This is a genomic window from [Actinomadura] parvosata subsp. kistnae, from assembly GCF_900323885.1.
GTDB classification, from domain to species: Bacteria; Actinomycetota; Actinomycetes; order Streptosporangiales; family Streptosporangiaceae; genus Nonomuraea; species Nonomuraea composti.
The window spans coordinates 218,950-237,782 of the sequence record NZ_OOHJ01000023.1 but is presented as its reverse complement, the minus strand read 5'-3'; the positions used below and the strand labels follow the sequence as shown (position 1 = coordinate 237,782).

Annotated in this window: 18 protein-coding genes and 1 pseudogene; 12 read left to right on the top strand and 7 right to left on the bottom strand. The window is 74.0% G+C overall.

The features are described from left to right. Nucleotides 1–12: 12 nt before the first annotated feature. Both KIS93_RS66620 and KIS93_RS52555 read right to left on the bottom strand, forming a co-directional pair. Nucleotides 13–1,014, bottom strand: coding sequence for an alpha/beta fold hydrolase (locus KIS93_RS66620; protein ID WP_080037460.1), 1,002 nt, complete (start codon nucleotides 1,012–1,014; stop codon nucleotides 13–15). Further along, nucleotides 1,011–1,607: a TetR/AcrR family transcriptional regulator gene (locus KIS93_RS52555; RefSeq protein ID WP_080037459.1), complete on the bottom strand. Its 597-nt coding sequence runs from the start codon at nucleotides 1,605–1,607 to the stop codon at nucleotides 1,011–1,013. The genes KIS93_RS66620 and KIS93_RS52555 overlap by 4 nt, the downstream gene beginning before the upstream one ends. A gap of 261 nt (nucleotides 1,608–1,868) precedes the next feature. Here KIS93_RS52555 and KIS93_RS69345 point away from each other — a divergent pair. Continuing rightward, nucleotides 1,869–2,516 (top strand): annotated as a pseudogene (locus tag KIS93_RS69345) (glycoside hydrolase family 11 protein); the annotation flags it as partial. A 470-nt stretch (nucleotides 2,517–2,986) separates the two neighbouring features. Here the strand turns inward: KIS93_RS69345 and KIS93_RS52545 are convergent. Then, nucleotides 2,987–4,450 (bottom strand): aldehyde dehydrogenase family protein, encoded by a 1,464-nt coding sequence (locus tag KIS93_RS52545; protein ID WP_080037457.1) that lies wholly within the window; start codon nucleotides 4,448–4,450, stop codon nucleotides 2,987–2,989. 122 nt (nucleotides 4,451–4,572) lie between these two features. On the opposite strand from KIS93_RS52545, the gene KIS93_RS52540 reads away from it, so the two are divergent. Both KIS93_RS52540 and KIS93_RS52535 read left to right on the top strand, forming a co-directional pair. Continuing rightward, entirely contained in the window at nucleotides 4,573–5,400 is an 828-nt protein-coding gene (locus KIS93_RS52540; protein ID WP_230466043.1) for an IclR family transcriptional regulator, read from the top strand. 131 nt (nucleotides 5,401–5,531) lie between these two features. Further along, entirely contained in the window at nucleotides 5,532–6,995 is a 1,464-nt protein-coding gene (locus KIS93_RS52535; RefSeq protein WP_080037456.1) for an aldehyde dehydrogenase family protein, read from the top strand. A 15-nt stretch (nucleotides 6,996–7,010) separates the two neighbouring features. Here KIS93_RS52535 and KIS93_RS52530 read toward each other — a convergent pair whose 3' ends face one another. Then, nucleotides 7,011–7,769, bottom strand: a complete 759-nt coding sequence (locus KIS93_RS52530; RefSeq protein ID WP_080037455.1) for a class I SAM-dependent DNA methyltransferase — start codon at nucleotides 7,767–7,769, stop codon at nucleotides 7,011–7,013. A 75-nt stretch (nucleotides 7,770–7,844) separates the two neighbouring features. Here KIS93_RS52530 and KIS93_RS52525 point away from each other — a divergent pair, with 75 nt between their 5' ends. From KIS93_RS52525 to KIS93_RS52515, 3 genes are all read left to right on the top strand, one after another. Beyond that, nucleotides 7,845–9,065 carry a cytochrome P450 gene (locus KIS93_RS52525; RefSeq protein ID WP_080037454.1) on the top strand — a complete coding sequence of 407 codons (1,221 nt, stop codon included), beginning with the start codon at nucleotides 7,845–7,847 and terminating at the stop codon, nucleotides 9,063–9,065. A gap of 62 nt (nucleotides 9,066–9,127) precedes the next feature. Further along, complete coding sequence (locus KIS93_RS52520) at nucleotides 9,128–9,505, top strand: hypothetical protein (RefSeq protein WP_155126687.1); 378 nt, start codon at nucleotides 9,128–9,130, stop codon at nucleotides 9,503–9,505. Between the two features lie 164 nt (nucleotides 9,506–9,669). After that, nucleotides 9,670–10,011, top strand: a complete 342-nt coding sequence (locus KIS93_RS52515) for a TraR/DksA family transcriptional regulator (protein WP_080046565.1) — start codon at nucleotides 9,670–9,672, stop codon at nucleotides 10,009–10,011. Between the two features lie 27 nt (nucleotides 10,012–10,038). Here KIS93_RS52515 and KIS93_RS52510 read toward each other — a convergent pair whose 3' ends face one another. Continuing rightward, nucleotides 10,039–10,833: a class I SAM-dependent methyltransferase gene (locus tag KIS93_RS52510; RefSeq protein ID WP_230466042.1), complete on the bottom strand. Its 795-nt coding sequence runs from the start codon at nucleotides 10,831–10,833 to the stop codon at nucleotides 10,039–10,041. Between the two features lie 175 nt (nucleotides 10,834–11,008). Between KIS93_RS52510 and KIS93_RS52505 the strand changes: the two genes are divergently transcribed. Genes KIS93_RS52505 through KIS93_RS52495 form a run of 3 tightly spaced genes read left to right on the top strand, consistent with a single transcriptional unit; the run spans nucleotide 11,009 to nucleotide 14,191 of the window. Continuing rightward, on the top strand, nucleotides 11,009–12,085 hold the full coding sequence (locus tag KIS93_RS52505; protein WP_080037452.1) for a threonine aldolase family protein: 1,077 nt from the start codon (nucleotides 11,009–11,011) through the stop codon (nucleotides 12,083–12,085). Between the two features lie 45 nt (nucleotides 12,086–12,130). Next, on the top strand, nucleotides 12,131–13,009 hold the full coding sequence (sigJ, locus tag KIS93_RS52500; protein ID WP_080046563.1) for an RNA polymerase sigma factor SigJ: 879 nt from the start codon (nucleotides 12,131–12,133) through the stop codon (nucleotides 13,007–13,009). A 57-nt stretch (nucleotides 13,010–13,066) separates the two neighbouring features. Continuing rightward, nucleotides 13,067–14,191, top strand: coding sequence for an NAD(P)/FAD-dependent oxidoreductase (locus KIS93_RS52495; protein WP_080037451.1), 1,125 nt, complete (start codon nucleotides 13,067–13,069; stop codon nucleotides 14,189–14,191). A gap of 3 nt (nucleotides 14,192–14,194) precedes the next feature. Here KIS93_RS52495 and KIS93_RS52490 read toward each other — a convergent pair whose 3' ends face one another. Then, nucleotides 14,195–14,746: an Lrp/AsnC family transcriptional regulator gene (locus tag KIS93_RS52490; RefSeq protein WP_418114235.1), complete on the bottom strand. Its 552-nt coding sequence runs from the start codon at nucleotides 14,744–14,746 to the stop codon at nucleotides 14,195–14,197. 134 nt (nucleotides 14,747–14,880) lie between these two features. Here KIS93_RS52490 and pdhA point away from each other — a divergent pair, with 134 nt between their 5' ends. From pdhA to KIS93_RS52475, 3 genes are read left to right on the top strand one after another with little or no spacing between them, the layout of a single operon-like run. Further along, nucleotides 14,881–15,987 carry a pyruvate dehydrogenase (acetyl-transferring) E1 component subunit alpha gene (gene pdhA / locus KIS93_RS52485; RefSeq protein WP_080037449.1) on the top strand — a complete coding sequence of 369 codons (1,107 nt, stop codon included), beginning with the start codon at nucleotides 14,881–14,883 and terminating at the stop codon, nucleotides 15,985–15,987. A gap of 1 nt (nucleotide 15,988) precedes the next feature. Next, the gene (locus tag KIS93_RS52480) at nucleotides 15,989–17,005 is read left to right on the top strand and encodes an alpha-ketoacid dehydrogenase subunit beta (protein ID WP_080037448.1); all 1,017 of its coding nucleotides are present in this window, start codon (nucleotides 15,989–15,991) and stop codon (nucleotides 17,003–17,005) included. Further along, a complete protein-coding gene (locus tag KIS93_RS52475) occupies nucleotides 17,002–18,387 on the top strand; it encodes a dihydrolipoamide acetyltransferase family protein (RefSeq protein ID WP_080037447.1) in 1,386 nt (461 codons plus the stop codon). Before KIS93_RS52480 ends, KIS93_RS52475 begins: the two co-directional genes overlap by 4 nt. A 19-nt stretch (nucleotides 18,388–18,406) precedes the next feature. Here KIS93_RS52475 and KIS93_RS52470 read toward each other — a convergent pair whose 3' ends face one another. Then, complete coding sequence (locus KIS93_RS52470; protein WP_222107973.1) at nucleotides 18,407–18,772, bottom strand: bleomycin resistance protein; 366 nt, start codon at nucleotides 18,770–18,772, stop codon at nucleotides 18,407–18,409. Between the last annotated feature and the right edge of the window lie 61 nt (nucleotides 18,773–18,833).

The following is an 18,833-nucleotide window of genomic DNA, read 5'->3' as shown; positions in this document are numbered from 1 at the left end:
AGGGTGGCGTGGCTAGGCGTTCAGCACCTTGCGCAGCAGCGCGCCGAACTCGGCGGGATGCGTGGTCAGGCCCACGTGACCGCCCGGGAAGAGCACGAACTCCGTGCCCAGCCGCTCGGCCAGGCAGGCGGCGGTGCGGTGGGGCAGCTCGCCGCGCGAGTCCTCGCCGGCCGCGAGCACCAGCCGGTCCGAGAGGGTACGCAGCCGCTCCAGGTCGGGGGCGTAGGTCATGAAGCTGGGAACGATCCGGCCGAGGAAGTACGGCAGGTCGGCCAGCGTCCGCTCGGCCCGCGCCGCCGCCTGAGGCGGCAACTCGACGGGAGCGGCGCTCGCGGGCGCATCGCTCCTGGAGACGCCGCCTGCCGGGGCGCCGCTTGCCGGAGTGCCGCCTGCCGGGGCGCCGCCTGCCGGAGTGCCGCTTGCCGGAGTGCCGCCTGCCTGGTCGGCGCTTGCCGGGGCGCCGCTTGCGGGAGCGGCGCTTGCGGGAGCGGGGTCCTTGCTCGCCTCTGCGGCGAGGCCGGCCGCGAACATGGTCGCCGCCGGCATCAGGCCCTCGCGGTGGAGGGTGTCGGTGACGCGGGCGAGCATCGCGCGGTGCACGGCGGCGTCCGGCAGCACCTCCACCAGCGGCGGCTCGTGCGCTACGACGCGCTCGATCCGCTCCGGGTGGGTGGCGAGCAGGTGCAGGGCGGCGATCGCGCCCGAGCTGCAGCCGGCCACGCGGGCGGGCGCCCCCGGGGCCAGCAGCTCCAGCAGCCGGTACGCGTCATCGGCCTGCTGCGCGACCGTCTGAGGGGCCTCCGGGTCGTCGAGGGGGCTGCGGGACAGGCCGCGCGGGTCGTACGAGACGACCGTGTGCTCGCCGGCCAGGTCGTCCGCGACCCCGTCGAACGCGGCGGCGCCGCCCGTGCCGCCGGGGATCAGCAGCAGGAGCGGCCCGCTGCCGCGCACCTCGTAGCGGATGTTCGCGCCGTCCACGCGCAGGTGGCCGACGGCAGGACTGGTGCCGGTCATGTCGAATCTCCTTCAGTCGGATGTGCGGGCCAGTTCTCCAGGAGGGTGTGCAGGGCGTCGAGGCTGCGCGCCCAGGTGGCCTCCGCCGGCCGGGCGTGGGCGAACCCGCCCGCCGCCTCCAGGCTGACGAAGCCGTGCAGCGTGCTGCGCAGCAGCCGGACCGCGTCGGTCAGGTCGGGCTCGTCCAGCTCGTACGCCCGCAGCATGCGGTACGTCAGCTCGATCGCCCGCCGGGGCCCGGTGGCCCTGGCCACGAGCTCGGGGTCGATCTCCATGGGCGTCTGCGTCGCGGTGTAGCGGCCGGGGCACTCGTGGGCGTAGGCCCGCCACGCGTTCGCGTACGCCACGAGGGCGTCCCTGCCCGCCCGGCCGGCGGTGGCCTCCGCGATGCGGACGGTTTTCTCGTCGGCCGCCAGCAGCGCGATCCGGCCGCGCAGGTCGTCGAGGTTGCGGACGTGCGCGTACAAGCTGGCGTCCTTCACCCCGAGCCGGCGCGCCACCGCCGACATCGTCACGTGCTCGAGCCCGACCTCGTCTGCCAGCTCGGCCCCGACGAGCGTCACCCGCTCGGCCGTCAGCCCCATCCGTGCCAATGCACGTCACCCCTTTCCTAGAGCCCTTAGGTTATATCTAATACTCCTAGGAAAGCATCCTCTTTTCCAGACGGTCCGGTAATTTTCGGCGGCACGCTGAAAGTTTCACCGCCCCACACCCCCTCCTGTGAGCCCCCTGACCAGGCCGTTCACCCACCCCGCCACTCCCCACCCACCCGACCCCTCACACTCTGACCAGAAACATTGACAACTTCACACAATGCGCCCGATACTTTCGCCACCGTTCCGATAGTTTCGAAGATGCCCACCTTCACGAGAAGGAAGCACTCAGATGAACGACGCCCCCACCCCCCACCGAGCCGCCGGCGCGGACGCATGAGGCGGCTCGCTGGCCGGGCCTTCGCCGTGGTCGCGGCGCTGGCCGTGGCGATGCTGCCGAGCGTCGCGCACGCGGCCATCACCACCAACCAGACCGGCACCAACAACGGGTACTTCTACTCGTTCTGGACCGACAGCCAGGGCACGGTCTCCATGGAGCTGGGCTCCGGCGGCAACTACAGCACGTCGTGGCGCAACACCGGCAACTTCGTGGCCGGCAAGGGCTGGAACCCCGGCGGCCGCAGAACGGTCAGCTACTCCGGCAGCTTCAACCCGTCGGGCAACGCCTACCTGACGCTGTACGGGTGGACGAGGAACCCGCTCGTCGAGTACTACATCGTCGACAACTGGGGCACCTACCGGCCCACCGGCACGTACAAGGGCACGGTCACCAGCGACGGCGGCACGTACGACATCTACCAGACCACCCGCTACAACGCGCCGTCCATCGAGGGCACCCGCACCTTCAACCAGTACTGGAGCGTACGCCAGCAGAAGAAGACCGGCGGCACCATCACGGCCGGCAACCACTTCGACGCCTGGGCCCGCTACGGCATGAACCTGGGCACCCATGACTACCAGATCCTCGCCACCGAGGGTTACCAGAGCAGCGGCAACTCCAACATCACGGTCGGCGGCTCCTCCGGCGGCGGCGGGGGCGGCGGGGCGGCGGCGGTGGCGGGGCGGCGGCGGTTGCACCGCCACGCTGTCCGCGGGCCAGCAGTGGAGCGACCGCTACAACCTCAACGTGTCGGTCAGCGGCTCCAGCAACTGGACCGTCACGATGAACGTGCCCTCCCCCGCGAAGGTCATCGCCACCTGGAACATCAACGCCAGCTATCCCAGTTCCCAGGTGCTGACCGCCACGCCGAACGGCAGCGGCAACAACTGGGGCGTGACCATCCAGCACAACGGCAACTACACCTGGCCGACGGTCTCCTGCAGCGCGGGCTGACCCGGCCGGGAAACCCGCGGGAAGAGCCCGTGGCGCGGCGGTACCTCCTGGCCGCCGCGCCACCCCGCGTCCCAGCAAGGGATTTTCAGAACGGGAAGGCGCGGCCCTGGTCGCGTACCGTCACCCACTGCGTCTCGCAGAACTCCTCGGCCGCGAACCCCAGCCCGAACCGCCCCCACCCGCTGCCCTTGACCCCGCCGAACGGCATGTGCGGCTCGTCGTTGACCGGCTGGTCGTTGACGTGCACGATGCCGGCGTCCAGGGCGGCGGCCAGGCGCAGGCCGCGGCGGCTGTCGCCGGTGATGACGGAGGCGACGAGGCCGAGGTCGGAGCGGTTGGCGCGGGCGACGGCCCGCTCGGCCGACTCCACCGTCTCCAGCACCACCACCGGCCCGAACGTCTCCCCCTGCGCGATCTCCGCCTCGTCCGGGACGTCGGTGAGCACCGTGGCCGGGTAGCACGGCGGCGCGGGGACGCCGCCGGCCAGAACGCGGGCGCCGAGCCCCACCGCCTCCTTCACGCGGCGGTCGAGCAGGGCCAGCGCCCACTCGTTGATCACGGGGCCCACGACGGTGGCGGGGTCGGCCGGATCGCCCATGGGCAGGGCCGCCGCCCTGGCCGCGAACCGCTCGGCGAACGCCTCGGCCAGCGGGCGCTCGACGTAGATCCGCCGGGCGCACATGCACACCTGCCCCTGGTGCACGAACGCGCCGAACGTCGCGGCGTCCACCGCGTAGCCGAGGTCGGCGTCGGCCGCCACGATGAGCGGGTTCTGGCCGCTGAGCTGCAGCAGGACCCGCTTGAGGTGGCGGCCGGCCCGCTCGGCCAGCCGCCTGCCGGTGGGCGTCGAGCCGGTGAAGCTGACCCGCTTGACGAGCGGGCTCGCCAGCAGCGCGTCGGCGACGGCGCCGGCCTCGCCGGGCGCGTGGGTGACGACGTTGAGCACCCCTGGGGGCAGGCCCGCCTCCGCCATGATCTCCGCCCACAGCGCGCCCCCGGTGTACGGGGACTCCTCGGACGGCTTCAGCACCACCGTGTTGCCGAGCGCGAGCGGCCCGGCAATGGCCCGGCCCGACAGGGTGAGCGAGGCGTTCCACGGCGCGATGGCCGCCACCACGCCGGCCGGGCGGCGTACGGCCATCGCCTGGGTGCCCGCCACGTCGGACGGCAGCAGCTCGCCGGACGGCCGGTAGGGCAGGTGGGCGGCCTGGCGCAGCAGCTTGACCGTGAGGTCGAGCTGGATCTCGCCGAAGTGGCGGCCGCAGCCGGTCTCGGCGGCGAGCGCGGCCAGCACCTCGCCGCCGCGCCGCTCCAGGATGGCGGCGGCGCGCAGGAAGACCTGCTGGCGCTGCTCCGGCAGCGCCCGCGACCAGCCGGCGAACGCCTCGTGCGCGGCGGCGACGGCCCGCCCGGCGTCCTCGCCGTCGCCCGCGGCGACCTCGCCGAGCGTCCGGCCCGACCATGGTGACCGGTTCGGAGAGGAACGCCCGGAAACGGCCGCGCACCACTCCCCGCCGATGAAGTGCCCGACGTGCCACCCCTCGGACATCAGGCTCGTCTCTCCTCGCGTGCTCGTCGTCACCCCTCCGGCTCGTAAGAGTGCCACCCCGCGAGCGACGCCCCCAACGAGCGTTCGAGCATGCGGAACGGCAGGCCTCTATTCTGACCCTCGTGACCGCCGACGACAGCCCTCGCCCGCGCGGCCGCCCGGCCGCCGGCGCCTCGTTCTCCGTCTCGCTGGAGCGCGGCCTGCGCATCCTGTCCGCCTTCACCGGCAACCGCTCCGTGCTGGGCATCGCCGACCTCGCGCGGACGGTCGGGCTCAACAAGAGCACGACGCACCGCTACGTCGCCACGCTCACCAAGCTCGGCTACATCCAGCAGGACCCCGAGACCAGGAAGTACTTCCTCGGCCCGCGGGCCGCCGACCTGGGGTTCGCCGCGATCGACTCCATGGAGCTGGGCAAGGTGGCGGGCCCGCTGCTGCAGGCGCTGGCCGACGAGACGGGCTGCACCGTGAGCATGGGGCTGTGCGACGGCCCCGACGTCGTCTACGTCGACCGCCGCCGCAGCGCCCGGCGCAACGCCGCGGCCATGGACCTCAACCTGCACGTGGGCTCGCGGCTGCCGGCGTACTGCACGTCGATGGGCAAGGTGCTGCTGGCCTTCAAGGACGCGGCGGCGCTGCGGCAGATCCTCGACCACACCGACATGGCCCGCAGGGGCCCCAAGACGATCACGAACCGCGAGCAGCTCACGGCGGCGCTGGCCAAGGTGCGGCAGAGCGGGGTGGCGGTCAACGACGAGGAGCTGGCGCCGGGGCTGCGCTCGTTCGCGGCGCCGGTGCGCGACCGCTCGGGCGAGGTGGTCGCGGCGGTGAACGTCGCCGTGCACCTCACCGTGGCGCCCACGGCGGTCGAGGCGCTGGCGGCCCGCATCGAGCCGCCGCTGCGCCGCACCACCGCCGAGATCTCCCGCCGCCTCGGCCACCGCCCCTGACTCACTGTTCCGGTGGGGGAAATCGCGTTCCAGCCCTCCGAACGTTCTGTTGCCCTGATGGGGTCCCCTCCGTAGCGTCACCTCAACTTCCGCCGGCCCGGCCGTGACGCCCGTACAAGGAGGAACCGCCCATGGGACTGCTCGACAGCGTCAAATGGCAGGCGAACATCTACAAGAACGGCGCGTGGTCGGCCGCCCGCGGCGGCGACTACGCGGTCGTCGAGCCCGCCACCGGCGGCGAGCTCGGCCGGATGGGGCGGGCGACGCCCGAGGACGTGGCGGAGGCCGCCGCGAGCGCCGCCGCCGCGCAGCGGGAGTGGGCCGCGCTGCCGCACACCGCCCGCGCCGCCGTCCTGCGCAGGGCCGGCGACTTGTGGCAGCGGCACGCCGAGGAGATCAGCGGCTGGAACGTGCGCGAGGTCGGCGCGGTCCCCGGCATGGCGGGGTTCGCGCTGCACGTGGCCGCCGAGGAGTGCTACCAGGCGGCGGCGCTGCCCGCGCGGGCGATCGGCGAGGTGCTGCCGTCGGAGCAGCCGCGCCTGTCGCTGGCGCGGCGGGTCCCGGCCGGGGTGGTGGCGGTGATCTCGCCGTTCAACGTGCCGATCATCCTGGGCGTCCGGTCGGTCGCCCCGGCGCTCGCGCTCGGCAACGCCGTCCTGCTCAAGCCCGACCCGCGGACGGCGGTCACCGGCGGCACGCTGCTGGCCCGCGTGTTCGAGGAGGCGGGGCTGCCGCCGGGCGTGCTGCAGATGCTGCCGGGCGGCCCCGACGTGGGCGAGGCGCTGATCACGGACCCGCACGTGCGGGTCGTCTCCTTCACCGGCTCCACCGCCGTCGGCCGGCGCATCGGCGAGCTGGCCGGCAAGCACCTCAAGCGGGCCCACCTGGAGCTCGGCGGCAACTCGGCGCTGCTCGTGCTGGACGACGCCGACGTGGACGCGGCCGTGAACCTGGCCGCCTGGGGCTCGTTCTTCCACCAGGGCCAGATCTGCATGACGACCGGCCGCCACCTGGTCGCCGACCGGCTGTACGACGCGTTCGTGGAGGGGCTGGCCGCCAAGGCCGACGCGCTGCCCGTCGGCGACCCGGCCACCAAGGAGGTCGCGCTCGGGCCCGTGATCGACGCCGGCCAGCGCGACAAGATCCACCGCCTGGTGACCGCGAGCGTCGAGCAGGGCGCGCGGGCCGCGTCCGGCGGCACGTACGACGGGCTCTTCTACCGGCCGACGGTGCTGGCGGACGTGCCGCTGACCGCGCCCGCGTTCGCCGAGGAGGTCTTCGGCCCGGTCGCGCCCGTCACCCGCGTCTCCTCCGCGGAGGAGGCCGCCGAGCTGGCCGCCGCCGGCGAGTACGGCCTGTCGCTCGGCATCGTGACCCGGGACGTGATGCGCGGCCTGGCCGTGGCCGAGCGCATCCCGACGGGGATCGTGCACATCAACGACCAGACGGTCAACGACGAGGCCAACGCGCCGTTCGGTGGCGTGCGCGCCTCCGGCACCGGCTCCCGCTTCGGCGGGGCGGCGGCCAACGTCGAGGCGTTCACGGAGACCCGCTGGATCACGCTGCGCGGCGAGCCGCCCCGCTACCCGTTCTGACGCGCGCCCGGCGCATCACCCGCCGGTCTGACGTGCGCCCCGCGTCGCGGGCTTGTGCCAGACGGAGACGTGGCTCCTGCTGTCGCCGGTGAACGGCTCGCACCGCCAGCCGGCCCAGCGCTCGCGCAGCGTCATGCCGGCCAGGCGCGCCATCAGGTCCAGCTCGGCCGGCCACACGTAGCGGTGGGTCGAGGAGTACGTCTCCACCTGCCCGTCCACGGTCCAGTAGTGGTGGGAGACGGCGAGCTGCGCGGCCACGTCGTACTCCTCGAACCCCAGGTGCTCCGGGGTCACGGCGAACGGGTGGACGGTCTGGCCGGGCGGGAGGCGCCGCAGCTCGGGGACGTACACCTCGATGACGAAGCAGCCGCCCGGCTCCAGGTGCGCCGCCACGTTGCGGAAGCACTCGACCTGCTCGTCCTGCGTGGTCAGGTTCGTGATCGTGTTGCGGACGAGGTAGGCGAGGGCGAACGTGCCGGGCACCCGCGTGGTGGCGAAGTCGCCGACGGTCACGCCGACGTCCTGCCCGCCGGGCTTGGACCGGAGCTGGGCGATCATCGCGGCCGACAGGTCGATGCCGTGCACGGGGACGCCGCGCCGGCGCAGCGGCAGGGCGAGGCGTCCGGTGCCGACGCCGAGCTCCAGTGCGGCGCCCGGCCCTGCGAGCCCGGCGAGGAAGTCGACGGCCGGCTCGACCACGGCGGGGTCGAACAGCTCGGGCCATTTCGCCTCGTAGGTCTCGGCCAGGCGGGCGTCGAAGGTGTTCTGCGGCATACGGCCACTGTGAGCGCGACCGCCTTTTCGCGACAGAGGCGCGCACATCGTCTCTGGTTTGCGTACAGTGTTCCTATGCAGAGAACATCGTTCACGTACGAATCTCACTTGCCGCTGGCCGAGCTGCCCCTCACCCGCGCCCCCGGCTGCCCCTTCGACCCGCCGCCGGAGCTGGCCGAGGTGCGGGAGCAGGCGCCGATCAAGCGGCTGACCTTCCCCGACGGGCACGAGGGATGGCTGGTGACCGGGCACGCCCTGGTCCGCGCCGTGCTGGGCGACCAGCGGTTCAGCTCGCGGCCCGAGCTGATGCACTACCCGCTGCCGGGCGTGGCGTTCGACGAGATGCCGCCCGGGGCGGTCGGCGACCTCACCGCGATCGACGCCCCCGAGCACACCCGCTTCCGCAAGCTGCTGATCGGCAAGTTCACCGTCCGCCGCATGAGCCTGCTCGCCGAGCGCGTCGAGCAGATCACCGCCGCGCAGCTCGACGTCCTGGCCGAGCACGGCCCGCCCGCCGACCTGGTGCGCCTGTTCGCCCAGCCGGTGCCCGCGCAGATGATCTGCGAACTGCTCGGGGTCCCGTACGCCGACCGCGAGACCTTCCAGCGGCACGCGGCGGTGCTGGCGGGCGGCGAGCACACCGGCGAGGAGCAGCACGCGGCGTTCGGCGCGCTCGCCGAGTACCTGCACGAGCTGGTGCTCGCCAAGCGGGCCCACCCCACCGACGACCTGCTCGGCGACCTGACCGGCACCGACCTCGGCGACGAGGAGCTGGCCGGCGTCGGCGCGTTCCTGCTCGGCGCCGGGCTCGACACCACCGCGAACATGATCGCGCTGGGCACGTTCGCCCTGCTGAGCCACCCCGGCCAGCTCGCCGCCCTGCGGGCGGAACCGGACCTGGCCGACCAGGCCGTGGAGGAGCTGCTGCGTTACCTGAGCATCGCCCACACCGGCCAGCGGGCCGCCCTGGAGGACGTCGAGCTGGGCGGCCACCTGGTCAAGGCCGGCGAGACGGTCGTCGTGTCGGTGCAGGCCGCCAACAGGGACCCGGCCAGGTTCGCCGACCCGGACGTCCTCGACCTGCGCCGGCCCGCCACCGGGCACCTGTCCTTCGGGCACGGCGTGCACCAGTGCCTGGGCCAGCAGCTCGCCCGGGTGGAGCTGCGCGTGGCGATCCCCGCGCTGATCGGGCGCTTCCCCACGCTGCGCCTGGCCGTGCCCGCCGCGGAGGTGCCGCTGCGCGGCGGCCTGGACATCTACGGAGTCGAACGGCTCCCCGTCACCTGGGACGACTGACCACCAGGGCTGCGCCGTTTAACTACATGCCCTTTTGCGACGTCTGGGCTATGGTCGCCCGTATGACGGGACCGTGGCGCACCGCACCACGAAGGTCCATCGCGTTCACCGGCGTGATGGGCCTGGTCCTGCTGTCCCTGCTCGTCGTCGGCGCCTCCTGGACCTCCGGCACCGGCTTCGGCCTGCCGTCCGGCACGGCGTACGAGCAGGTGTGGAGCCTGGGCGACCCGGGCGCCGAACCGGCCGGCCTGCCGCCCCAGGCCACCAGCGTGCGCGAGCACCACGTGCTGTCGCTGTGGCCGCCGCTGCGCGGAGAGCGGCAGGCCGAGGCCGCCCAGCCGGCGCTGCTGCCGTCGCCCGGCCACGACGAGGCCGCGCTCCGCGACCCGCAGCAGCTCGCCCACCTGCCCACCGGGTCACGCAGCCCGCCGCTGACCTAGCCGCCCCACCACCCCTGAAGCCCCGCGGACGTCCGCGGGGCCTTGCCGCGCGTGCCCGCCTCACGGCGGCCCGCGCGAAGCGGCGGCTCCCCACGACGGCCGGCCCGGTGCGTGCCGGCCGCCTCATCAGCGTGCCCACCTGCGACGAAGGACCTTTCGCGACCATGGCCGACACCAACGCCAACGCACACCTCAGCACCGTCCAGCTCCAAGCGCTGCGCCAGGACATCGAGGAGCAGCTCGAACGGCGCAGCCGCCACCTGCTCGGCCTGCGGGCCGAGGCGCAGGACAGCACCGGCGCCGACGACACGTGGCAGGAACTGCTCGTCTCCCTGACCACCGCCGACCGCGCGATCGCCGAGCTGACGCAGGCGCTCGACCGGCTGGCCGCCGGCACCTACGGCCGCTGCGGGGAATGCGGGGCGGGCATCCCGTTCGAACGGCTCAAGATCCGCCCGCTGGCCCGCTACTGCATCGGCTGCCAGCGCCGGGCCGAGACGGCGTAACCCTCCAGGCCGCGCGGGGGGCAGGGATCACCCCCGCGCGGTCACCGCGTACACGCGGGTCGTGCCGAACACGCCCGCCTCCCCGCGCCGCCGCCACGGCGCGACCGTGCGGGCCACTGTGCGGAGGTGACGGAAACGGCCGGTGCTCAGCAGGTGCGCCTCCTCGACGGGGTTGAAGTAGATGAGGGTGATCGGGCGCGGGTTCCTGTCGGCCGAGTGCAGCAGCCGCTCCATGGCGGCGGCGAACGTGCGGCCGCGGAACGGGTTGTTCAGGAACACCACGCTGACGTCGTCGGGGATGTCGTAGTCGAGCACGTCCGAGCTGACGAACTCGACCTCGCGGGCGCGCAGCCGCAGCCTGGTCCTGGCCAGGTTCGCCCTGGCCACCTCGGTCAGCTCCGGCGACAGCTCGACCCCGATCACCCGCCGGAACGGGTACCTGCCCGCCGCCTCCAGCACCATGCGGCCCTTGCCCGCGCCCAGGTCGAGGAACACGTCCCGGTGGCTGACCTCGCCGGCGGGCAGCGCCCGGCGCAGCGTGCCCCAGTGGGCCGGCGAGTAGTAGACGCGCTCGGGGTGGTCGAGGCCGAAGTCGGCGAGGTCGGCGAAGTCCGCGGTGTTCACGCCGTAGCGCTGGTCGTACATGAGCCTGGCCAGGCGGCGGCGCAGCGGGCGCAGCCGTACGGGCAGGCCGGCGCCCATCATGAGCACCTCCGCCCCGGACGGCTCCAGGCCCAGGGCGAGCGGCGCGCTCGTCGCGAGGGCGCCGAGGAGCAGCGGTACGGCCGTACGCGGGGCGGGCAGGTCGTCGATCACAGTCACAGGCGTCTCCTCGGAGGGGCGGCCGGCGCCGGCGATGGCCGGCTACGGCCCCGAGTGTGACAAGCCGGAGCCCGCCGGGACACCCCCTTGGCCGCTCCTCGCCACAAGACCGCGTCCGGGCCCCGCCTCAGGGGCGATCGGTATGCTCGTGCGAACGACGTGCTGGGAGCCGGACATGGCCGATGACCCTCCGCCCGTACGACGGGCGTTGTTCCTGCACGCGCCGCTGCGGCGCAGGCCGCGCGTGGTGCTGGAGCGGATGCTGGAGCTGGTGGACGACGACACCCCGCCCGACGGGCCCGACGGCCCGGTCGCGGTGCTGGAGCGGCGGCTGGCCGGGCTGCTCGGCAAGGAGCGCGCGCTGTTCTTCCCGAGCGGGACGATGGCGCAGCAGGCCGTGCTGCGCGTGCACGCCGACCGCAGCGGGCGCCGCACCTTCGCCGGGCACCCGTGCAGCCACCTCGACGTGTGGGAGGAGCAGGGCTACAACGCGGTCCACGGGCTGCGCTTCCGCCGCACCGGCGACCCGTACGAGCTGATGACCGCGCACGACCTGACCTCCATCGGCGAGCCGCTGGCGGCGGTGGTCTGGGAGCTGCCGCAACGCGACCTCGGCGGCCTGCTCCCCGAGTGGGACGAGCTGGGCGAGCAGGTCGGGCTGGTCCGGGCCACCGGCGCCGCCGCGCACCTCGACGGGGCCCGGCTGTGGGAGGCCCAGACGTACTACCGCCGGCCGCTGAACGAGATCGCCGGCCTGTTCGACTCCGTGTACGTCTCCCTCTACAAGAGCCTCCAAGGCGTCCGGGGCGCCGTGCTCGCCGCGGACGCGGCCACGGTGGCCGCCGCCGGGGTGTGGCGGCAGCGGCTCGGCGGCGGCATCGCCGACGCGTGGCCGCTCGCCCTGGCCGCCCTGACCGGCCTCGACACCATTGCCGAGCGCATGCCCGCCTACCGGGAGCACGCGATCGCGATCGCCGCCGCCGTCAACGCCGACGGCGCCGCCCGCACCCGGCCCGACGTGCCGCAGACGCCGCTGTTCCACGTGCACCTGCCGGCGCCCAGGCGGGCCGTCGAGCGGGCCGGGCGGGAGCTGCTGGAGGAGCAGGGGGTCCAGCTCTGGGGGCGGGTGCGCGGCGGGCCCGACCCGTACCGCTGCAGCTTCGAGGTCACCGTCGGCGAGAACGCGATGGACTTCACCCCCGAGGAGGTGGCCGCCCTCATCCGCGACGTGCTGGTCCGCACCGCCAAGTGAACCACCCTTCGGGGGCCGGACACGCGCGTGCCTAGAATGCGCGGGATGGAGCTGAGTCCGCGTCTGCGGGAGGAGTGGGAGTCGCACCGGCCAGCCGTGTTCGGCGCCGCGTACCGGCTGCTGGGCAGCGTGGCCGAGGCCGAGGACGTCGTGCAGGACGTCTGGCTGCGGGCGGCGGCGGCCTCGGACGACCTGGAGCGGGTGGTGGACCTGCGGGCGTGGCTGATCACGGTGGCGGCGCGGACGTCGTACAACGTGCTGAAGTCGGCCCGGGTGCGGCGCGAGGACTACGTCGGGCCGTGGCTGCCGGAGCCGCTGCTGACCGGGCCCGACGCGGCCGGCCCGGTGCTCGTGGACGAGTCGGTGGGCACCGCCATGATGGTGGTGATGCGGGAGCTGGCGCCGCCGGAGCGGGTGGCGTTCGTGCTGCACGACGTGTTCGGGCTGCCGTTCGAGCAGATCGCCGAGGTGCTCGGCAAGTCGGTGCCGGCCACCCGCAAGCTGGCCTCGCGGGCGCGCGCCCGGGTGGCGGCGGCGCGCGAGCGCGAGCCGGAGGCCGCGCGCGGCGAGCGGGAGCGGGTGGTCGCCGCCTTCCGCGCCGCCTCCCAGGCCGGCGACCTGGCCCGGCTGGTGGCGGTGCTGCATCCGGACGTCGTGTACGTCGCCGACGGCGGCGGCAGGACCACGGCGGCCCGCGTGCCGGTGCGCGGCCGTGACCGGCTGGCCTCGATGCTGGCCTGGATCGAGGGGCGGCGCCCGGCCGAGCGGATCGAGCCGATCGAGGTGGGCGGGCAGCCGGCGCTGGTCACCTACCGGGACGGCGTGCCGGTGTGGGTGGACACGTTCGAGATCCGCGACGGGCGGATCGTCACCATCTGGCGGGTGGTGAATCCGGACAAGCTCCGGCATCTCAGTCACCTTTGAGCGGGCTGTGTTGTCTCCCTGGCGACCACCAGGACGTCACTGACGAAGGAGACACACATGCCGCACATCGTGATCCTCGGTGCCGGGTTCGCCGGAGTGTGGGCGGCGGCCGCGGCCGCGCGCGTGCGCGACGGCGCCGACCTCGACATCACGCTGGTCGCGCCGGACGACGAGCTCGTGCTGCGCCCCCGCATGTACGAGGCCGAGCCCGACCGGGCGACCGTCCCGCTGGCCGGGCTGCTCAAGCCCATCGACGTCCGGCACCGGCGGGCCTGGGCGGAGCGGATCGACGTGGAGCGCCGCGAGGTGCACGCCGGCGGGGACGTGCTCGGCTACGACCGGCTGGTGCTGGCGACGGGCAGCCGGCTGGTGCGGCCGGAGCTGCCGGGGGCCGGGCTGCTGTTCGACGTGGACACGCTGCGGGGTGCCCGGCGGCTGGCCGACCACCTGCGGGGCCGCGAGGGCTTCACGGCCGTGGTCGTCGGGGCCGGGTTCACGGGGCTGGAGGTGGCGACCGAGCTGGCCGGGCGCGGGCGGGTGGTGCTCGTCGAGCGGGCGGACGTCGTGGGGCCCGACCTGGGGCCGACGCCGCGCCCGTCCATCGAGGACGCCCTCGACCGGCTCGGCATCGAGGTGCGCCTGCGCACCTCCCTGCACGCCGTCGAGCCGGGCGCAGCGGTCCTGTCCGACGGGACGCGGGTCGCCGCCGACGCGGTCATCTGGACGGCGGGGATGCGGGCCGACGCGCTCACCGAGCAGGTCCCGGCGCGCCGCGACCGGCTCGGCCGCCTGGCCGTCGACCGGTGGATGCGGGTCGAGGAGCCGTCGGGCGCGGTGTTCGCGGCCGGGGACGTGGCGGCGGCCCGCTTCGACGACTCCCACGACGTCATGCAGAGCTGCCAGCACGCGACCCCGATGGGCAAGACGGCCGGCCACAACGCCGCCGCCGACCTGCTCGGCCTGGAGCCGATCGACTTCGCGCCCGCGCCGTACGTGACCTGCCTGGACCTGGGGGCCGCCGGCGGCCTCTACACGAAGGGCTGGGACCGGCAGGTCGCGCTCAGCGGGGAGCGCGGCAAGGAGGTCAAGCAGTGGATCATGCGCCGGATCCAGCCGCCGGTGGACGACGCCGAGCAGCTTCTCGCCCTGGCCGGCATGGTCCGCCTGCCGATCCCGTTCTGACCGTCACGCCTGGTCCGGCGCCTTGGCCCGGCGCTCCGGTCCGCCGCTCTGGTCCGGCGCCCTCCAGTGGGCGCCGCTGCCCCGCGCCTCGTCGAACACCAGCCACGTCCGCGTCGACAGCACGCCCGGCACGTCCTGGATGCGCTCCAGCACCACGTGCCGCAGCGTCTCGTTGTCCGGGGTCCTGACCAGGACCAGGATGTCGTAGTCGCCGCCGACCATGGCGAAGTGCTCGACGAAGGGGATCTCCTTGAGCTGGGCCAGCACCGCGCGCCAGGAGTTCTGCTCGATGGTCACCGACACGTACGCGCTCGTGCCGAGGCCGGCCTTGTGCGGCGCGAGCTCGACGGTGAACCCGGTGATCACGCCGTCGTCCATCAGGCGGGTGAGCCGGGCATAGGCGTTGGCGCGCGAGATGTGCACGCGCTCGGCCAGCGTGCGCACCGACATCCGGCCGTCGCGCAGGAGCTCGGCGATGATCGCCCGATCCACCGCGTCCAGCCCGGCGGCCGAATGTCCTGGCCAGCCGCTTCCGTGGGCCCCTTCCGACGACAATTGGCCTCCCGAAGATGGGTTGCGAACCATTTGTCGCTCATTATCCGCCGAGTCTTGAACGGATGGCCAGGCAGGCGGACGCTTTCTGTGACAAATGTCCTCAGGAAGGATCTCGGCAGAAAGCGAGCTCTCCCATGTCCACGAAGACGTCGGCGAAAGCCGTGCGGGAGCTGCTGCCCTCACCGGCCCCCATCCGGTTCGTCGATGAGAGCGGCACCGCGGTGAAAGCACCCGCCGGGTACGCCATCCCGCCGGACGAGCTGCTGCGCGAGGCGTACCGGTGGATGGTCGTGGGGCGGCGCTTCGACACCCAGGCGACCGCCCTGACCAAGCAGGGCCGGCTCGCCGTCTACCCCTCCAGCCGTGGCCAGGAGGCCTGCCAGGTCGGCGGCGTGCTCGCGCTGCGCGAGCGGGACTGGCTGTTCCCCACCTACCGCGACTCGGTCGCGCTCGTCGCGCGCGGGCTCGACCCCGTCGAGGTGCTGACGCTGCTGCGCGGCGACTGGCACTGCGGCTACGACCCCGCCGCCACCCGCGTCGCCCCCCAGTGCACGCCGCTGGCCACGCAGGTGCTGCACGCCACCGGCATGGCCGAGGCGCTGCGCCGCAAGGGCGAGGACGGCGTCGCCATGGCCTTCGTCGGCGACGGCGGCACCAGCGAGGGCGACTTCCACGAGGCGCTCAACTTCGCCGCCGTGCTCAAGGCCCCCGTGGTCTTCTTCGTGCAGAACAACAAGTACGCCATCTCCGTGCCGCTGGCCAAGCAGAGCGCGGCGCCGGCGCTGGCGTACAAGGGCGTCGGGTACGGCGTGCCCGCCGAGCAGGTGGACGGCAACGACCTCGTGGCCGTGCTGTCCGTGCTGGGCGCCGCCGTCGAGCACGCCCGTAGCGGACGGGGGCCGTTCCTCGTCGAGGCGCACACGTACCGGATGGACGCGCACACCAACGCCGACGACGCCGGCCGCTACCGCGACGACGACGAGGTGCGCCGCTGGGCCGGGGCCGACCCGGTGCGGCGGCTGGAGACGTACCTGCGCGGGCGGGGCCTGCTCACCGACGACGACGTCGAGTCCGCCCGCACCCAGGGCGAGACGTTCGCGGCCGGGCTGCGCGCCCGCATGAACGCCGACACCGAGCCCGACCTCCTCGAGATCTTCGACCACGTCTACGCCGAGCCCACCCCCCAGCTCCTCGAACAGCGCGAGCAGCTGCGGGCCGAGCTGAACGCACAGGAGAGCTGACATGCCCACCGTCTCGATGGCGCAGGCACTGAACACCGCCCTGCGCGACGCGCTGCGCGACGACGAACGCGTGCTCGTCTTCGGCGAGGACGTCGGCCCCCTCGGCGGCGTCTTCCGCATCACCGACGGGCTGACCAGGGACTTCGGCGAGGAGCGGTGCTTCGACACGCCGCTGGCCGAATCCGGCATCGTCGGGCTCGCGGTCGGCATGGCCATGGGCGGCTTCCGCCCGGTCGTGGAGATGCAGTTCGACGCGTTCGCCTACCCGGCGTTCGAGCAGATCGCCTCGCACGTCGCCAAGCTGCGCAACCGCACGCGCGGGCGGCTGGCGCTGCCGATGGTGATCCGGGTCCCGTACGCGGGCGGCATCGGCGGGGTCGAGCACCACTGCGACTCCAGCGAGGCGTACTACGCGCACACCCCCGGACTGAAGGTCGTCACCCCCGCCACCCCCGAGGACGCCTACTGGCTGCTGCGGGACGCCATCGCCGACCCCGACCCCGTCGTGTTCCTGGAGCCGAAGAAGCTGTACTGGGCCAAGGCCGAGGCGGCGCTGGAGCGGCGCGCGGCGGCCCCGTTCGGGCGGGCCGTGGTGCGGCGGCCCGGCCGCGACGCCACCCTCGTCGCCTACGGCCCCTCCGTGCCCGTCGCCCTGGAGGCCGCCTCCGCCGCCGCCGAGGACGGCCTGGACCTGGAGGTCGTCGACCTGCGCACGATCGTGCCGTTCGACGACGAGACCGTGGCCGCCTCGGTGCGGCGCACCGGGCGGTGCGTGGTCGTGCAGGAGGCGCAGGGGTTCGCGGGCGTGGGGGCCGAGATCGCGGCCCGGGTGCAGGAGCGGTGCTTCCACTCGCTGGCCGCGCCCGTGCTGCGGGTCGCCGGGTTCGACATCCCCTACCCGCCGCCGAAGCTGGAGCACGTCCACCTGCCCGGGGTCGACCGGATCCTGGACGCGGTGGACCGGCTTCAGTTCGACGACCGGCCCGACGTCCGGCACCTGTCGAGGGGGGCCGCGTGAACACCCTTGAGGCCCAGCTCTTCCGGCTGCCCGACCTCGGCGAGGGGCTGACGGAGGCCGAGGTTCTCGTCTGGAAGGTCGCCGTGGGGGACACGGTCGCGGTCGACCAGATCGTGGTGGAGGTCGAGACGGCCAAGGCCGCCGTCGAGGTGCCCGTCCCTTACGCGGGCACGGTGCTGGAGCTGCACGCACCCGCTGGGACGACCCTCTCGGTGGGTGATCCGCTCATCTCCATCAGCCCGGGCGGCGGGGCCGACCCGGCGGCGGAGCGGTACCGGGAGGAGGAGCAGGCCGGATCCGGAAATGTCCTGATCGGCTACGGCACCGGCCACCTCGCTGGGCGCCGCCGCCGGCGCAGGGGTCGCACCGCCGCCGGCGCCGCCCATGGAGCCGCGCTGAGCGCGGTCCCGCACGCCGACGCGCAGCCCGCGGGGCCGGCCGCCGTCCCGCGCGGCGGCGCGGACCGGGGCGGGGCGCCGCGTGTGATCTCGCCGCTGGTGCGCAGGCTGGCGCAGGAGAACGGTCTCGACCTGGCGCGGATCACTCCCAGCGGCCCGAACCGGGTCATCCTGCGCAAGGACGTCGAGCGGGCCATCGCGGAGGCCGGCGCACGCGTCCCGGAACCACGCCCGAGCACACCCGCCGCCGCCCCTGCCGCGCCTCAAGGTGCGCCCGCCGCCTCACCCCAGGAGCCGGAGCGCATCCCGCTGCGCGGGCTGCGCCGGGCGGTGGCGGAGAAGCTGTCCCGGAGCAGGAGCGAGATCCCCGACGCCACGACCTGGGTGGACGTGGACGCGACCGGCCTGCTGGAGATCAAGGACGCGCTGCGGGCGGCCGTCCCGGACCGGCGGATCGGGCTGCTGGCGCTCCTGGCCCGCATCTGCGTCGCCGGCCTGCGCCGCTACCCGGAGCTGAACTCGACGGTGGACCTCGAACGCGCCGAGATCGTCCGCTACCCCGAGATCCACCTGGGCTTCGCCGCCCAGACGGAGCGCGGCCTGGTCGTCCCGGTCGTCCACGACGCCCACCGGATGACGCTGACGGAGCTGGCGGCGGAGCTGGCCCGCCTGACCGCCCTGGCCCGCGAGGGCACGCTGCCGCCGAAGGCGCTGACGGGGGGCACGTTCACGCTGAACAACTACGGCGTGTTCGGCGTGGACGGCTCCACGCCGATCATCAACCATCCGGAGGCGGCGCTCCTGGGCGTCGGCCGCATCATCGACCGGCCGTGGGTGCTGGACGGCACCCTCGCCGTCCGCAAGGTCACGCAGCTGTCGTTCACGTTCGACCACCGCGTGTGCGACGGCGGCGTCGCAGGGGGCTTCCTGCGTTACGTCGCCGACTGCGTGGAACGCCCGGCGACCCTGCTGGCGGACCTCTGACCGACGGTCTAAGAGGGGCTCAGAGGGGTGAGCCGGCGCGGTGCAGGGTTCCGTCCGGGTCGACGTAGGCGAGCTCGCGCAGCCCGTACTCGGTGTCCTGGGGCTGCCCGAGCCGCCCCGGGACGCCGGCCGCCGCCCACTCGGCGTGCAGGGCGTCCACGTCGGACACGTACAGGTAGACAGCGGCGCCGCTGCGCTTGGGGTCGTGCTCGGCCCATTCGGTCAGGTGCAGCGACACCCCGCCGCGCTCGACGAAGGCGTAACGGGCGCCGCCCTCGTAGGCGCGCACGCCGAAGCCGAGCCGCCGGTAGCGCTCCATCGCCGCGTCCAGGTCCCGCACCGGCACCACCGGCGCCACGCTCTCGAACACCACTCCATCGGCCACCGCGAACCTCCTCGCTCCCCATTGTGCCCCGGGTAGGCCCGCTTTCCGGATGAACGGAAGT

What these genes read in the sequence shown, in the direction of transcription:
- KIS93_RS66620 (WP_080037460.1), bottom strand. Translation starts at nt 1,014, where the DNA reads ATGACCGGCACCAGTCCTGCCGTCGGCCACCTGCGCGTGGACGGCGCG.
- KIS93_RS52545 (WP_080037457.1), bottom strand. Translation starts at nt 4,450, where the DNA reads ATGTCCGAGGGGTGGCACGTCGGGCACTTCATCGGCGGGGAGTGGTGC.
- KIS93_RS52535 (WP_080037456.1), top strand. Translation starts at nt 5,532, where the DNA reads ATGGGACTGCTCGACAGCGTCAAATGGCAGGCGAACATCTACAAGAAC.
- KIS93_RS52530 (WP_080037455.1), bottom strand. Translation starts at nt 7,769, where the DNA reads ATGCCGCAGAACACCTTCGACGCCCGCCTGGCCGAGACCTACGAGGCG.
- KIS93_RS52525 (WP_080037454.1), top strand. Translation starts at nt 7,845, where the DNA reads ATGCAGAGAACATCGTTCACGTACGAATCTCACTTGCCGCTGGCCGAG.
- KIS93_RS52520 (WP_155126687.1), top strand. Translation starts at nt 9,128, where the DNA reads ATGACGGGACCGTGGCGCACCGCACCACGAAGGTCCATCGCGTTCACC.
- KIS93_RS52515 (WP_080046565.1), top strand. Translation starts at nt 9,670, where the DNA reads ATGGCCGACACCAACGCCAACGCACACCTCAGCACCGTCCAGCTCCAA.
- KIS93_RS52505 (WP_080037452.1), top strand. Translation starts at nt 11,009, where the DNA reads ATGGCCGATGACCCTCCGCCCGTACGACGGGCGTTGTTCCTGCACGCG.
- sigJ (WP_080046563.1), top strand. Translation starts at nt 12,131, where the DNA reads ATGGAGCTGAGTCCGCGTCTGCGGGAGGAGTGGGAGTCGCACCGGCCA.
- KIS93_RS52495 (WP_080037451.1), top strand. Translation starts at nt 13,067, where the DNA reads ATGCCGCACATCGTGATCCTCGGTGCCGGGTTCGCCGGAGTGTGGGCG.
- pdhA (WP_080037449.1), top strand. Translation starts at nt 14,881, where the DNA reads ATGTCCACGAAGACGTCGGCGAAAGCCGTGCGGGAGCTGCTGCCCTCA.
- KIS93_RS52480 (WP_080037448.1), top strand. Translation starts at nt 15,989, where the DNA reads ATGCCCACCGTCTCGATGGCGCAGGCACTGAACACCGCCCTGCGCGAC.